General features: G+C 52.3%; 13 protein-coding genes. 7 read left to right on the plus strand and 6 right to left on the minus strand.

Going from position 1 to position 14,036, the window contains the following annotated elements; genetic code table 11:
- Positions 1–3 precede the first annotated feature (3 nt).
- Genes GC101_RS20040 through GC101_RS20060 form a run of 5 tightly spaced genes read left to right on the plus strand, consistent with a single transcriptional unit; the run spans position 4 to position 5,330 of the window.
- Positions 4–1,188 carry a YheC/YheD family endospore coat-associated protein gene (locus GC101_RS20040; RefSeq protein ID WP_171718652.1) on the plus strand — a complete coding sequence of 395 codons (1,185 nt, stop codon included), beginning with the start codon at positions 4–6 and terminating at the stop codon, positions 1,186–1,188.
- Positions 1,189–2,562: a YheC/YheD family endospore coat-associated protein gene (locus tag GC101_RS20045; protein ID WP_042135395.1), complete on the plus strand. Its 1,374-nt coding sequence runs from the start codon at positions 1,189–1,191 to the stop codon at positions 2,560–2,562.
- Positions 2,559–3,674: a YheC/YheD family protein gene (locus GC101_RS20050; protein ID WP_171718653.1), complete on the plus strand. Its 1,116-nt coding sequence runs from the start codon at positions 2,559–2,561 to the stop codon at positions 3,672–3,674. Before GC101_RS20045 ends, GC101_RS20050 begins: the two co-directional genes overlap by 4 nt.
- A gap of 25 nt (positions 3,675–3,699) precedes the next feature.
- Positions 3,700–4,218, plus strand: coding sequence for a GNAT family N-acetyltransferase (locus tag GC101_RS20055; RefSeq protein ID WP_171718654.1), 519 nt, complete (start codon positions 3,700–3,702; stop codon positions 4,216–4,218).
- Positions 4,200–5,330 carry a YheC/YheD family protein gene (locus GC101_RS20060; protein WP_171718655.1) on the plus strand — a complete coding sequence of 377 codons (1,131 nt, stop codon included), beginning with the start codon at positions 4,200–4,202 and terminating at the stop codon, positions 5,328–5,330. Before GC101_RS20055 ends, GC101_RS20060 begins: the two co-directional genes overlap by 19 nt.
- Positions 5,331–5,391: 61 nt before the next feature.
- On the opposite strand, the gene GC101_RS20065 is transcribed toward GC101_RS20060, so the two are convergent.
- Both GC101_RS20065 and GC101_RS20070 read right to left on the minus strand, forming a co-directional pair.
- Positions 5,392–6,033, minus strand: a complete 642-nt coding sequence (locus tag GC101_RS20065) for a hypothetical protein (protein ID WP_171718656.1) — start codon at positions 6,031–6,033, stop codon at positions 5,392–5,394.
- Positions 6,020–6,478, minus strand: coding sequence for a helix-turn-helix domain-containing protein (locus GC101_RS20070; protein ID WP_171718657.1), 459 nt, complete (start codon positions 6,476–6,478; stop codon positions 6,020–6,022). Before GC101_RS20070 ends, GC101_RS20065 begins: the two co-directional genes overlap by 14 nt.
- Before the next feature lie 196 nt (positions 6,479–6,674).
- Between GC101_RS20070 and GC101_RS20075 the strand changes: the two genes are divergently transcribed.
- Both GC101_RS20075 and GC101_RS20080 read left to right on the plus strand, forming a co-directional pair.
- On the plus strand, positions 6,675–7,865 hold the full coding sequence (locus GC101_RS20075) for a pectin acetylesterase-family hydrolase (RefSeq protein ID WP_171718658.1): 1,191 nt from the start codon (positions 6,675–6,677) through the stop codon (positions 7,863–7,865).
- Between the two features lie 45 nt (positions 7,866–7,910).
- On the plus strand, positions 7,911–8,528 hold the full coding sequence (locus tag GC101_RS20080) for a TetR/AcrR family transcriptional regulator (RefSeq protein ID WP_171718659.1): 618 nt from the start codon (positions 7,911–7,913) through the stop codon (positions 8,526–8,528).
- Here GC101_RS20080 and GC101_RS20085 read toward each other — a convergent pair.
- From GC101_RS20085 to GC101_RS20100, 4 genes are all read right to left on the minus strand, one after another.
- On the minus strand, positions 8,503–9,861 hold the full coding sequence (locus GC101_RS20085; RefSeq protein WP_171718660.1) for a HAMP domain-containing sensor histidine kinase: 1,359 nt from the start codon (positions 9,859–9,861) through the stop codon (positions 8,503–8,505). The two genes, GC101_RS20080 and GC101_RS20085, sit on opposite strands and share 26 nt — an antisense overlap.
- A complete protein-coding gene (locus tag GC101_RS20090) occupies positions 9,858–10,535 on the minus strand; it encodes a response regulator (RefSeq protein WP_171718661.1) in 678 nt (225 codons plus the stop codon). The genes GC101_RS20085 and GC101_RS20090 overlap by 4 nt, the downstream gene beginning before the upstream one ends.
- 22 nt (positions 10,536–10,557) lie before the next feature.
- Positions 10,558–12,522, minus strand: coding sequence for a serine hydrolase domain-containing protein (locus tag GC101_RS20095; protein ID WP_246354407.1), 1,965 nt, complete (start codon positions 12,520–12,522; stop codon positions 10,558–10,560).
- 665 nt (positions 12,523–13,187) lie between these two features.
- Positions 13,188–13,853 (minus strand): PDDEXK family nuclease, encoded by a 666-nt coding sequence (locus GC101_RS20100; protein ID WP_171718662.1) that lies wholly within the window; start codon positions 13,851–13,853, stop codon positions 13,188–13,190.
- Positions 13,854–14,036: the final 183 nt, after the last annotated feature.

Genomic DNA, 14,036 nt, shown 5'->3' on the forward strand with positions numbered 1-14,036 from the left:
ATCATGACAGAAACAGCAATGGGGTTCCTTGGCATAATGACAGACCGCCGCCACGGGAATCCTCCCATCGCAGAGCCGGAGTTCTGCAGTCATCTATGCCGGGCGGCCCCGCTGTATGATCTGAAGGTCCTTGTTTTTCATCCGGAGGGTGTTGCGAAGGATGGCGCTTCAGTCAGCGGATATCTCTGGCAAAGCGGACAATGGGTGCCTGCCCAGGCGCCTCCGCCAGACATCCTGTATAACCGCTGCTTCTACCGGACTCCGGAGGAGAAGCAATCTGCAGCTGCCGCCTTGGCTGTATTATCCCGGTCGCTTCCCTGGTCACGCGGACTGCCGGATAAATGGGGGGTATACGAGATTCTGCGGCGCAGCCGCGCAGCCGCTGCCCTGCTGCCTGAAACGCTGGTCTACAGCGGACGGAAGGCGCTCGGCAACCTGCTGGCCGAAAGGGAATACGGTGTGTTCCTGAAACCCAAAACCGGCTCCCACGGCAAACGCACCCTGCATGCAGTACTCCTAGGCAAACGCGAAGGCGGCGGAGTGAGTGTGCGGGGAAGAGACCGGATGAATGAACCTTTTCAATATGTTTTCGGTACGCTGGACGAAGGTCTGAACTGGATTCACCGTTTCATCGGCCAGCACCGCTATATCATACAGCCTTATCTGCATCTCACCGGCAGCGGGGGACAGCCGTTCGATGTGCGTGTGCTAATGCAAAAGAACGGCACCGGCGCATGGACCCTGACCGGCATGGCCGTTCGTCTGGGCAGCCGGGGATCTCTTACCTCGAATCTGCACGGCGGGGGAACCGCGGTTCCCGCTTTGCCCTTCCTGCTAGCCGAATACGGCGCAGCAGGCCGGGACCTGTATCAGGAGCTGATCTCAGCCGCCGCGCTCCTGCCTCCCTTGCTGGAAGAATCCTGCGGGAGACTGGGAGAGCTCGGTCTAGACTTCGGCATCGATGCCGGAGGAAGACTGTATCTGCTTGAAGCTAATTCCAAACCAGGGCGCACGGTGTTCCGGCTGACGGGCGACCGCCGGGCTGCTAGGCTCGCCGCTGAGAATCCGCTGCGCTATGCGCGTCATCTCATCTGCTGCTTGCACCCTGGCAGCAAACCACAAGCTGCTTCAAAGGCAGTTCCGTTCAACGGGAGAATGATATCAATGGTTCCTAAGGAGGATTCATAAATGGGTCTCACTTTTTGCAATGTGCATTTCACCAAGCAGCCCCAACGAGTGGTCTATGTCTCGGGTGAACTGATGAAAAGCCTGAAATTATCCGGCAAGAAAAACATCCGCCTGCGCCTTGGGAAGGATGCCATACCGGCGATGATCAAGCCGATCAAACGCGCCGGCAAGCATCTCTTCCTGGCCTCGGGAGTGAAGAGCGCAATCAAGATTCCGAAATCAGGCGGCATTTATTTGCGCAACCTGCAGAATGATGAGGTCCAGCTCGGACCGCTGGTCGGCGTACTCTCCGACGGGCCCGCCTCCGCGGCACAGCCTTTCGGCTCCCGTACCGGCTTCATCAAGCAGCTGCTGCGCGAAGGCAGCAACAAATGCTATATCTTCGCCTTCATGCCGCGTGACATCGACTGGCAGCAGGAGCAGGTCAACGGCTATTTCCTGAGTGCAAGCGGCAAATTCGAGCGTAAAATAGTGCCGCTTCCGGATGTCGTCTACAACCGTCTGCCCAGCCGCAGAGCAGAGACTTCCCCATACATCAACCAGCTGCGCGAGCGTTTCGGACGCAAGAAGATTCCTTATTTCAACTGGAGCTTCTTCAATAAATCGGATGTATACCGTCTGCTGGAGAATGACGGTGCCGCCAACCGCTTCGTGCCTGAAACACACAGCAACCCCAGCACAGAACAGATGCGTGATATGCTGGACCGCCACCACTTTGTCTATTACAAACCTTCCGCAGGCAGTCTTGGACACGGCATCTACCGCCTGACTTACCTGCCGAAGAAGGGGTACTTCGCCCGTTACCGTAAGAGCGGCAAGAATGTGCTGCTGCGCTTCACCAGCTTCGACAGCCTGATGCGCATGCTGCGCGGCCGTCACGGACAGAGCCTGCAGAACTATGTGGTTCAGCAGGGTATCCGGCTGATTGAGATTGACGGCTGCCCGATTGATTTCCGCTTCCATATGCATAAGAACGGCAGCAACCAATGGGTAGTTGTCGGCATCGGGGCCAAGAAAGCCGGCCGGGGCAGTGTCACCACCCACCTGAAGAACGGCGGCGCCCTGCTTACACCGCAGCAGGCACTGGGGCGTGTCTTCGGCGCAAGATCGGATGAAGTGCTGCAGCGCGCCAAAACAACAGCCGTCAAGCTGGCTGAATCCCTGGAAATCCAGCACCGGCATCTGCTCGGTGAGATTGGATTTGATCTCGGGATTGACCAGGATGAGGATATCTGGATGTTCGAGGCCAATGCCAAACCGGGACGCTCTATCTTCCGCCACCCCTCCCTGCGCGCTGAGGGCAAAGCTTCCATTGAGCACATCCTGGAGCATTGTCTGTATCTCAGCAAATTCCGCAGGAGGGATGACTTGTGAACAGCCGTATCCCAGACCCCGGCAAGCCTGTTATCGCCATCCTGACGACCAGTGACCGGCTGAAGCAGTTTCGCGGCAACCGCAATAACTTCCGCGATATTATCCGCACCGGCAAAGAAATGGGTTATCTGGTATATGTTGTTACCGTCCGCGATCTGAAGCTGGAGGAGCGAATGGTGAACGGCTTCGTCCCCTCTGCCAGCGGCAAGCTCTGGTACTCCATTCCTGTCCCGCTGCCGCAGGTGATTTATAACCGGATTCCGAACCGCGTTGAAGAGGAGAAAGCACCGGTCGCCCGTAAAATAGCGGAGTGTCTGGAGCATCCTGAGATCCAGCTGTACAATCCGAGCTTTTTCAATAAATGGAATCTCTTCGAGTGGCTCAAGGAATCCAAAGCAACCTCAAAGCATGTGCCCAAGACCCGCCGCCTGCGCAGTGCAGCTACCCTGACGGCCATGCTGAAGAATCACGACAGTCTCTACCTCAAACCGGAGAACGGCAAAGCCGGCAAAGGGATTATGCGGCTGAGATACCGGATAGATGCTATGCTGCCTTACCGGCTGCAGATCCAGAGCGGCAAGAAGAACACAACCTACAAAGCCGCGTCCATCGAACGCCTGTGGGCCAGAATCGTCAGGGAAAAAGGGGTATCCCGCTATATCGTGCAGCAGGCCATTGTGCTTGCTGCGCACCACGGGCGTCCCTTCGATCTGCGCGTGCTGCTGCAGAAGAACGGCCGGGGCGCCTGGGCGGTCACCGGCATTGGCGCACGGCTGGCCGGAGCCCGCAGCATCACTACCCATGTGCCGCGCGGCGGCAGCATTGAAGAGCCCTCCAGCATGCTGGAGGGAACCTTCGGAGCAGAGCAGGCGGCGGCCATCCTGAAGAATGTCCCCACTACGGCGCTGCTGATTGCCCGGCAGATTGAGCGGGCTTCGGCCACCATGCTGGGCGAGATGTCAATGGACCTCGGCGTCGATGAAGAAGGCGGGCTGTGGTTCTTCGAGGCCAATTCCCGGCCGATGAAATTCGATGAGCCGGCGATCCGCAAGCTGTCGCTGGAACGCATTTTTCATTATGGCCAGCATCTGTCCCGCCAGACCAAGCCTTAATTAAACCCGTAAAGGAAGTGACACCATGCAGATATCCTCACTCTACGACAGCAACCCGGTGCAGTGGAATTCCAGACTATCCGGACTGCTTGAGTTCCTGAGGGAGTATGGGGAGCAGCGGATTACGCTTCGCGGCTGCAGGCAGCTGGCCCGGCTGACGCCGGAGCAGCTTGCCTTGCCGGGAGTTTCGCTGCTCGTTGCCACTGTACGGGGTCAGAACGGCCGTCAGCTCGCAGGTGTCAGCTTCGTCTCCGGCTACGGCAAGGAGGCCTGTGTAGTAGCCGTTCATCCCCTGTACCGCAAAAGGCATACCGGCACAGCCCTGCTTACCGCGCAGCTGGAACGTCTTGGGCAGCTGGAATGCCATGTGGCCTGCGATAACCCGGCCAGCCTGAAAATGTGCTTCAACAGCGGGCTTGCCGCCGTAGACCTGGTTACCGGCCCTACGGGCAAACCCACGCTGCTGCTGCGGTCTCCCCGGACTGCAGCCGGACCTACTATTCTCCCACAAGAAGGTGAACTCCTGTGCCAGAGCCCGTCTTAGGCATCCTCACGCTATATCTGAATGACGCCAAACAGCTGGAGGAGAAGAGCGTGTACCGGAGGATGATTATTGAAGGCAGCCGGATTGGCCTGGATGTCTTTGTGTTTACCCCCGCAGATGTGCATGTAAGCAAGGAACAGATCCATGCGCTTGTCTATGATGTTAAAAGCGGAATATGGTCGCGCAGGTGGCGCTCCTTCCCCAATATGATCTATGACCGCTGCCGGATTCAGCGCAGCCAGCGGTTCCAGCAGCTGCTGCGCTTCCGCGCGCGGTATGACCACCTGACCTTCCTGAACCGCCCGCTGCGTAATAAGTGGACGGTTCACCAGACCTTTTCACAGAAAAGCCGTTTCCGGCAGCATATGCCGGAGACTCTTCTATATCAGTCTTCCGCCGATCTCCACCGGATGCTGAAGTTCAGTCCGGTCGTCTACGTCAAGCCGGTTAACGGCACCGGCGGACGCGGCATCCTGCGGATAGAACGGCAGCGGGAAGGCAAGCACCTCTACGATATCCAGGGACGCCGACAGAGCCGACAGATCATCGCGCCCCGCAAGGTGTCGCTGAACCGACTGGAGTCGATTGTGCGCCAGTGGTGCCTCGGCGGACGGTTCCTCGTCCAGCAGGGCATTCCGCTGCGTCTGCCCAGCGGACGGTTCCATGACTACCGGATGCTCGTGCAGAAGAACGGCCAGGGCGTCTGGGAATTCACCGGCATGGCCGGCCGGGTAGGCGCTGCCCGCAGCGTCACCTCGAACCTTCATGGCGGCGGACATGCGATGCGGGCCGAGGCTCTGCTGAAGCAGTGGCTCGGCAGCGAAGAGCGGGCCGACAAGGCCATGCGGAACGCAGAGAAGCTGGGGCTCGAAGCTGCCGCTTATCTCGAAGACAGCTTCGGCGCGCTCTGCGAGCTGGCGCTCGACCTCGCGATCGACCGCGAGGGCAAGATCTACGTGCTGGAGGTCAACCCCAAGCCGGCCCGCGAGGTCTTCGCCCGCTCCGGCGACAATAGCACTTACCGCAAAGCGCTGGTGCGTCCGCTGGAGTATGCGATGTGGGTGTATAAGAACAAGAACACGCCGAGTTCGGCGAAGACGGTTGAGGAATGAAGAACATATTTAACTGTAAAAAAGCGCCCTCCAGGAATCTGAAGGGCGCTTCTTGCGTTATTTAAAACAGAGAATCCTGAATTGGCTGAGATAAGAACATATCCAAATTCATGACACGAATTCTGCCGAACGGATCAATGAAATCCTTTAGATTATAAGTAACAATGATATCAGCATTATGTATTATAGCAGCGGCCATCACCGGGTAATCATCGGTATCTTTCAGTGGCTTCTTACGTCCCCGTTTCTTCTTCGCCTCCTCTTGTAAGGCAGTGATCGTCTTTCCCAAATACTCTTCAATTACATCCTGGCCTTTATTGCTCCAACCATATTCTTCTTGCATAATCTGTTCAACAATCCGTTTATAATCGTCTGAAAACTCCGGCCAATCAATATGTGCTAATGAATCCAGAAATTCTACATTAAAAATCCCATCAAATAACTTAAAAAGCGACATGAGTTTGTCATGCTCAAAAGCAACCGGCATCATTGGCCCATCTTTTACCTTCCGTATTGCTATACCTCCTGAGCGCAGCAATCCATAGAATTCTGCCTGAACCGCCTTGGGCAGGCAGAATTCTATAAAGCTGTTTAAGTGTAAATCGTACAGCCGATCGAACTCCTTGCGAACTTTTTGGTTGCGGTAAATAAACCGGTCTGCGAGTATGCATCCGTCCCAAATAACAATCTTAGTCTTCATCATGATATAGGTCCTTACGGTTAACGAGTTCCATTTCGAGAGCATCATTGAAAATAGATTGTTCCAGTATGGATGTCTTGTCTTCAGCAGGAGGATTTTTAAATTGATGTTTAGGGATTCTGATATCCCTGCTATGCGGGCTGGTTCGTTCCGATTCAATTTTATTATGTTTTATCCATTTATAAACTGCTTTATCGGTTACATTGAAACGCTCAGCAACCTCTTGCACTGTGTAATACTCATGAGATTGCGGCACATCTCTTAATACGGAAATCGTAACACGGTGCTTTGAATGAAACTCCGGTCTTCCTTTACGCAGGATACTTCCTGACGGAATAATAACAGCGGACTTCACCATCGACTGTGCATTGTGAATATCTTGTGCAGTGACATTCCCCGATTCAACCTTCTCAAGAAACTGAAGCAAATCATATTTAACCTTTGACATAAAGGACACCTCCTTTACTTTAGTATATCACACAAAAAAATAATTCAACCATAATTCAACCCGATAAAACTATGTTTTATGAAAACTGAATGTTTCATGGATAATCCACAGTTGAGACAGCACTGTTTCCGCATTTAAGTATACACCTTGTGCAATGAGTATTCTTGTCGTATACTCCGAGTAAGGGGGCGATGACATGAGAAAAATGAGGAACATCATCATATTCACAGGTATTGGATTATTGAGCCTTATTTTGATTGCCCTTGTGGCGGTCAACGCTTGGGTAATTCAAAGACCGGTGACAACTACCCCTGTAATCGCGGAAGTGAAGCCTTACGAGTGGAATAAAGTCAAGCTGGGCGGGAATGCCCTATCAAGTGATGGATCAGAGTATTTCATCTGGAATAAAACAGGTGAAACGAATAACTGGATCATCTTCTTCTCCGGGGGCGGGGTCAGTTGGGATGCGCAAAGTGCCGCACACCCCATTAAGCTCATTAACTTCATTAAAGGTGGAGATACAGGCAACTATTTCCCGGACATCCCCTTTTATATGCTGACCTTGCTGGGAGGCATGATGGATACTGATAACCCGGCCAACCCCTTTCATGGCTGGAACGTGGTCTATCTCCCTTACTCGACCGGAGATTTCCATATCGGCAACCGCACAGTAGAATATAAAAAAGAGGACGGTAGCCCCTTCACCATGCGTTATAACGGGAGAAATAATGTGCAAAGCAGCCTCGATTGGATCTATGCCAACGCGGCTAAGCCCGATAAGCTGCTGATTGCCGGCGAAAGCGCTGGCGGATTCGGGTCCGCCTTCTGGGCGCCTGAGATCGCTGCTCATTACAAAGACTCGGAGATCTTCCAATACTCGGACAGTTCCTTTCTGAAATCGGACAAATGGCCTACTGTGATGAATCAGGAATGGCATGCAGACTTCGTCAATAATTTCGGGTATGCCCCCGAAGCCGATATCATCGGGGCCGCTTTTAAAGCGAACGGTCATTTGCTGCCTGCAGGTACGGTACTCTTGCAATCCTACTCGGTATATGACGAGATTCTGATCCACTTTCAGAACAACATCAACGATTACACGGGGCCAAGAGATCAGCGTATTATAAAGGAGTGGTCAGAGGAAATGCGGCAATCTGTAGCTGCTTTGGCTGCCGCTGTACCTGATTATTATTACTATCTGACCGACTACGGGCTGAAGGCTGCGAAGGGGACAACCCCGCACACTTTTGCCACGAGAGGGGACTTCTATCAGGCTGAGCAGGATGGCGTGAAGCTTCTGAAGTGGCTGGGTGATGCGGTCAACGATCGGAACCCCTATTCAGTGGGCAGCAAGTTCCTCACGACGCCGGAGCCGGCGCAGAGATAATTCTGGAAGCTTCGGAACATAAGCATAAGACAGGAGAGAAATTCATTGAATTTGCGTGAAAAGCAGATGAAGTTGACGAAGGAGATTATTAAGGATACTGCGCTGGGCTTGTTCTGTGCTCAAGGTATTGAGCGCACGGATATGGCTCAAATTGCGGAGAAAGCCGGTGTCTCCCGGCGCACCTTGTATCATCATTATAAGGACAAGGAAGAACTGGCCGCTCAAATCTACGTCCTGAACCTCGAGCAGATGTTTGGACAGCTGCTGTTTGATTTTGATTTTGCACAGCCTGTACAGTCTCTGGAGAAGATTCTGGATCAATACCTCGCGCTAAAGGATCATCAGGAGTCACTGATCTATTATGATGCCATTTTTGGAGTCTACTACAGCACCCTTTCCAAGAATCCTGCGGAGCTGCCTGATTTCAGGAAGGCCATGGAAGGCTGGTATTCACGGCTGATACGCCTTGACACAGCATCTGTGACTCCGGAGGAAAAGAATAAGTGGCTGGACATTCTCCAGAAGTCCACCCACCTGTATTTCATGTACCTGCAAAAAGCCGTGATTCTTACTCATCAGCGGGGCGGTTTGGTTACGGAGGAAGACCAGGCAGCGGACCGGCAATTTAGGGATTTCATCATGTCTGGCGTACGGGCAACCTGACAATCATCGTCGTCCCCACTCCAGGCGCTCCGTCCACCTCAATGCTCCCCTGATGCAGGGAGACGATTTTTTTGACAATCGCAAGCCCCAGACCGTTCCCGTTGTTGTTTCCGCTGCGCGACTTGTCAGCTTTATAGAATCTTTGAAAGATGGCACCAGCCTCTTCCGGGGAAATCCCGATGCCATTATCGCTGATGGTGACGGATACTTCTGCTGCACTGCTGTCTAAAGAGATGCGGATCTTTCCGCCTTCAGGCGTGAACTTAATGCTGTTGCTGAGCAGATTCATCCATACCTGCTTCAGCTGATCCTCATCCCCAATGATATGGACAGCTTCCGGCAGCTCCAGATCAATAACGATGCTTCGGGCTGACCATTGCGGCTCACAGGTTACAACGATGGTTCTAATCTGCTCGTCAAGCCGGAAGGAGCCTGTTATGAAGGGATGATGCTCGGAATCCAGGGAAGCAAGCTTCAGCAAATTATCACTTAGCCTCGACAGACGCCCACTCTCCGCAATAATGATATCCAGATAGTCCTTGCGTTCCTCCTCCGCAATTAGGTCATTATTCTGCAGCGCCTTGGCAAAGCCGGAAATAGACGTAAGCGGTGTCTGAATTTCATGCGAAACACTCGATACGAAGTCCTGCCTCATCTGCTCCAGCTGCTTCAATTCTCCGGCCATCTCCACATAGCTTTGCGTCAACTCCCCGATCTCGTCCACACGGTTCCTTTTAAGCTCCACCTCGAAGTCACCTTTGGCCAGTCTTTTGGTTGCATTCGTCAAAGCCTTGATCGGCTCCACCAGATATCTGGCAGCAACAACGATACATACACTTCCCAGCACAAGCACCAGCAGCAGCACAAAGAGTACCATCCGGTTGACGATAGCCTCGTTCCCGGCAGAGTACTGCAGGAACATTGCATGCCACTCCCCCTTGAGCATAAAGGGCATTCCGATGAACGTATCCTTATCTTCCTTGGAGGAACGATAAACCTTTCCCTGCAGCACTTGCCGGACAGCTTCCGGGGTGATGGGTACAGCAGGGCTATCTATGAGCCCGTAAAAAGTATGTTCTCCGGATGGATCGTACAGGTTAATGGGATGTGCCGATATTTTAACCATACTATTCAAAAACTCGTCCGTATCTGTAGGCTTGGCGTCATCATAGCGGTGAATGATCTCCTGGCCCACTGCGAGCATTTCGCTTTGTCCCTTATAGCTTATTTGCTGTTGAAAAACATACAAGCCAATGAAAAAGGAACAGATCAGGCTGAAGATGATGATGCTGAGGAACGTGAGAATGACCCGAACATACAGTGTCTTGATCATGGCTCAGGGATCAGCCGGTAACCCAGGCCGCGGGCAGTTTCGATTTGAAAACCCTCGCCATTGCCGCTGAACTTCTCCCTCAGCCGGCTGATATGCACATCTACAGTCCGCCCGTCCCCTTCATAATGGAGTCCCCAGACTTGCTGAATCAGTTGTCCTCTGGTGAAGATCTGCCCGGGATGGCTGACCAGCAGAAACAGAAGATCAAATTCCTTCAAGGGAAGCGTGACCGGTGCCCCACTGCGTGTAACCTGAAAGGTCCGGCGGTTGAGCACCACATTGCCGAGCTGCACGGACTGGGAAGTAACTACCAGTGAGCGTTTGAGCAGCGCTTTTACCCGCATCACCAGTTCCACCGGATCAAACGGCTTGGTCAGGTAATCATCCGTTCCGAGCTGAAATCCTTTCACTTTGTGGGCAGATTCCGCTTTGGCCGTCACCATGAGGAGGGGGAGGTTGGCATCCGAACGCCTGATTTCCCTGCACAGCTCCCAGCCATTCAGTCCCGGCATCATAATATCCAGAATGACAAGATCGATCTGTGAGTCCTCTATGATGGACAAGGCCTTGGTGCCGTCCCCGGCTTCTTCGAGGTCGAACCCTTCTTTGCGCAGATATAGAGACATCAGCTTCCGGATATTGTCATCATCATCCGCGATAAGTATAGTAGCCACGATCATCCTTCTCTCTTAAGCGTTATCCAAACTGCCAGCCGAGCAGATTCCAATAGTAGAAGAAGATCATCAGTACGACAGCCGAAAGCGTCACTAACGTGTAATGCACCCGCTTTAAGGCGGTCCAGTACTTATTTTTCCAAACCAATATAGCCGAGACCAACATTGCTAAGGTCAAGCCCGCCATAATGATTGGCATAACCAAGCTGACAGACAGCAAAGGACTGATACCGCTGAGCTTCTGCATAATGTCCATGGACATAATAACCATAAACAGAGTAATAAAAGATAACAGCGCCCAGCCGGCAGTTCCCGCAGATAATCGGATGGCCCGCTTTTCCGGGGGCGTCATCGCCTTGAACCTGCGTCTGAAGAAGAGGGGGCCGGGCAAAGCTGTGATGAAAATGAATCCTGCGGCACCAAGAAGGATAAGCCAAAACTTACTCTGATCCAAAAGTGGCGTACGCTCCAGCGGCATTTCCGGAGCCATGTCCAGGAGCATATGTGTTACTTTGCCGGACTCATCCGTAAGGAAGCCGATCTGATCGGTCCCTCCTTCAAGCTGGAACAGGTTAGGACCGATGGCTCTGTACAGCTGTTGTTCACTGCCGCTTCCCAAGGATAGCTTATTGTCCGCAATCGTAACATTCAGCTGGGCAAAAAAGTTAAAGAACTTGTCAATATCACTTATGTTGCGGCGTGTAAATTGATAGGAGCCGGCATATTTCTGTACGGATTCCGCGGAAGCGGAGAACTCCGGCTGCTTCACTTCGGGAGCGGGATAATACCGGTTGAACAAGGCCTGGACCAGATTTGCTGCCGATTCACTGCCTTGACCGCCATTGTAGGATAAGAAAATCCCCAGTTGCTTGGCAGGTGCGAGATACAATTCCGTATTAAACATGGGATCGGAGCCGCCATGAGAGATTAATGTTACCCCGTTCACCCGCTTCTCTGCGAATCCGAGAGCTACTCCCGGCAGGCGCTTATCGAGCTGGAATGCTGTTGAATGCATGAATGCAGCAGTCTCAGGCTTGAGAATCTGCCCGTCGCCATATTTCCCGTTCTGCAGATGCGCGATCATGAAATGTGCCATGTCTAATGCAGATACAGTGCCCGAGCCGGCAGGACGAAATCCGCCCTCGAAAGTAGGCGTGCCTGGAATAAAGCTGCCGTCTTCGCTATTATACCCTACCACCTGGTAAGGGATGAATGACTCCGGCAATGGCTCCACGACGGTCGAATGTTTCATGTCCAGCGGATCGAAGATATACTTCTGAATATAATCATTATAAGGAATGCCGCTGACATCCTCCACGATCATACCTGCAAGCGTGGCTCCATAGTTAGAATAGGCACTCATCTCACCGGGCGGTCTGATCCGGGCCAGCATATGTTTATGGAGTGTCTCCGAGATGGAACCGGGCAATCCGGCAGGATCAGTGACGATCTGATAACCGACTCCGCCCTCTTCAAACCCTGCTGTATGGGTCATCAAATGACGCATGGTGACGGGTTCAGGATAAGTGGCGGGAATCTTCACGGATTTCAGGTAGGTGTTAATGTCCGTGTCCAGATCAATCTTCCCCTGTTCCACCAGCTGCATCACAGCTGTCCAGGTGAACAGCTTGGTCGTTGAAGCGATTCGGAACATGCTGGTTGCAGGGTCAACCGGAGTCGCTTGCTCCAGATTTGAACTGCCATACCCTTTGCCCAAAATGATCTTGCCATCCTTAACGATGGAGATCACCGCTCCCGGAATTTGCAGCCGGTTCATATCCTCTTCCATGATTCCGTCAACGAAAGCAGTCAGACCCGCGATATCCTCCAGATTGGCGGCAGGTGCTTCAGTCTGAGGTACCGCCGGCTTGGTTTGAGCCGTCTCGGCCATGGCATGTTTCCCGGGAAATATAAGGCTCACGCTTAACCCGATTACAGCTAATATCGTCAGACCAGCGGTCAGCCTTTTTTGCATAGTTATTACCATATTATCCTCCGCATCATCTTATATATTGTAGGCCGGATGATCATCCGCCTGACACTTATAGAGACTAACAGAGTATTGTGAATAGAACGTTAACAAGACTATAGGCTGTCCATGAGCAGGTTCATTACACGAATCTATGAGCTGGTTCATCTGCGCAAATCCGTGGGCGAACAGGTCGGTGAACTTCTTCAGGTCGATAAACTTCTTAATGTCTATAGAGTAATCCTGCCTGGGTCCGCGCGCCTCCTCATGGTGCGTAGGGTGCGTATGGAGCAAATGGAGCGAAGTAAGGTCACTATTACTCAAAATCCTGCACTAAATACAACATTCCTCTCCTTAAAAGGTTCAAAATTGAAAAATGTTGTATAAAATGCAGCAATTCTCCCCCTCCAAGCCGATTATTGGAATAATTGTTGTATTTCGTACAACAATCCTCCAAAACAGCCGGGTATGCAGGTAACCGAGTTGTATTTCATACAACATTTCCCTCTACACAGACGCCAACTTAAGAATCCCATTGCTGCTATAAGCCGGAGCTCTGAGACAACAGCACATTCTAAGCAGTTTGCCTAACTTACAAACCTTGCTTGAAAGCTCAGAGCATATTTTCCCGGACAATTCATCAGCTCTTACATCCGCACTTACATAAACAGCTACAGAAACAGTTACACGAACATATCAGGTACGCCCTGCACCGCCTCGTAATAACAAATGTATGAATTCTGCATCACCGGACGGAGCAGCCCTTTACGCACCAGCTCCTGCAGCTGCTTACGCGCCGTCCGAAAGTTCAGATTGTATTGCAGCATCACATCTTTGGGACGTAGTCCCTTGTCCAGGCTCCAAGCCAGTTTAACGATTTCCTTGTCCTGCGGGGAGAGGGATTGCCCGGACGGAACCCGGATCAATGAAGGGGCGATGACCATTTGCAGCAGCATGCGGCAGATCTCCGGGCGGTTCTGCACATCATCGAAGGAGAAATGGATAATCCTCCAGCCCAGTCCATTCAAAAAAGTATCCCGGTTAAGCGAATAGCTGAACCTCTCCCGGTCCATATCCTTCACATGGCTCTGATACCCATCGCATTCCAGACCGAATTTCCCGTACGGCGGAAGAAAAGCAAAATCAAGAAATTGCGATTTGCGATTCCAGTCATACACCTCATATTCAGGATGCAGATGATCCAGATTGCCGAACAGCGGCCACCACACATTCTGCAGGAACAGCTTCTCGGCATACTGATGCCCCCGTGCTAACCGGCCTTTGCGCTCCCCTGTTCTGACCGATAAATGCTGGTCCATTAGCAGCTGATGTGTATTTTCAAACTCCATAATCAGTTACCTCCCTCTCTCATTTACGCAAAAAAAGAACGCCCCTCTGCCAGCAGCAGCTTGGGACGTTCTTCGTCTGAGTTAATTATAAGCCTGGCACAACAGGTGCGGCAATCATTTCCTTCGATAGTTATTACATTAATTCCTATTCCATACCCTTACATTAATAAGATAGTATATAGT

It is taken from the genome of Paenibacillus phytohabitans (genome assembly GCF_013141775.1).
GTDB classification, from domain to species: Bacteria; Bacillota; Bacilli; order Paenibacillales; family Paenibacillaceae; genus Paenibacillus_AQ; species Paenibacillus_AQ phytohabitans.

Excerpts from the sequence above, each read along its gene's own strand:
- GC101_RS20085 (WP_171718660.1), bottom strand. The coding sequence starts at position 9,861 with ATGATCAAGACACTGTATGTTCGGGTCATTCTCACGTTCCTCAGCATC.
- GC101_RS20100 (WP_171718662.1), bottom strand. The coding sequence starts at position 13,853 with ATGGAGTTTGAAAATACACATCAGCTGCTAATGGACCAGCATTTATCG.
- GC101_RS20040 (WP_171718652.1), top strand. The coding sequence starts at position 4 with ATGACAGAAACAGCAATGGGGTTCCTTGGCATAATGACAGACCGCCGC.
- GC101_RS20095 (WP_246354407.1), bottom strand. The coding sequence starts at position 12,522 with ATGGTAATAACTATGCAAAAAAGGCTGACCGCTGGTCTGACGATATTA.
- GC101_RS20045 (WP_042135395.1), top strand. The coding sequence starts at position 1,189 with ATGGGTCTCACTTTTTGCAATGTGCATTTCACCAAGCAGCCCCAACGA.
- GC101_RS20075 (WP_171718658.1), top strand. The coding sequence starts at position 6,675 with ATGAGAAAAATGAGGAACATCATCATATTCACAGGTATTGGATTATTG.
- GC101_RS20055 (WP_171718654.1), top strand. The coding sequence starts at position 3,700 with ATGCAGATATCCTCACTCTACGACAGCAACCCGGTGCAGTGGAATTCC.
- GC101_RS20070 (WP_171718657.1), bottom strand. The coding sequence starts at position 6,478 with ATGTCAAAGGTTAAATATGATTTGCTTCAGTTTCTTGAGAAGGTTGAA.
- GC101_RS20065 (WP_171718656.1), bottom strand. The coding sequence starts at position 6,033 with ATGATGAAGACTAAGATTGTTATTTGGGACGGATGCATACTCGCAGAC.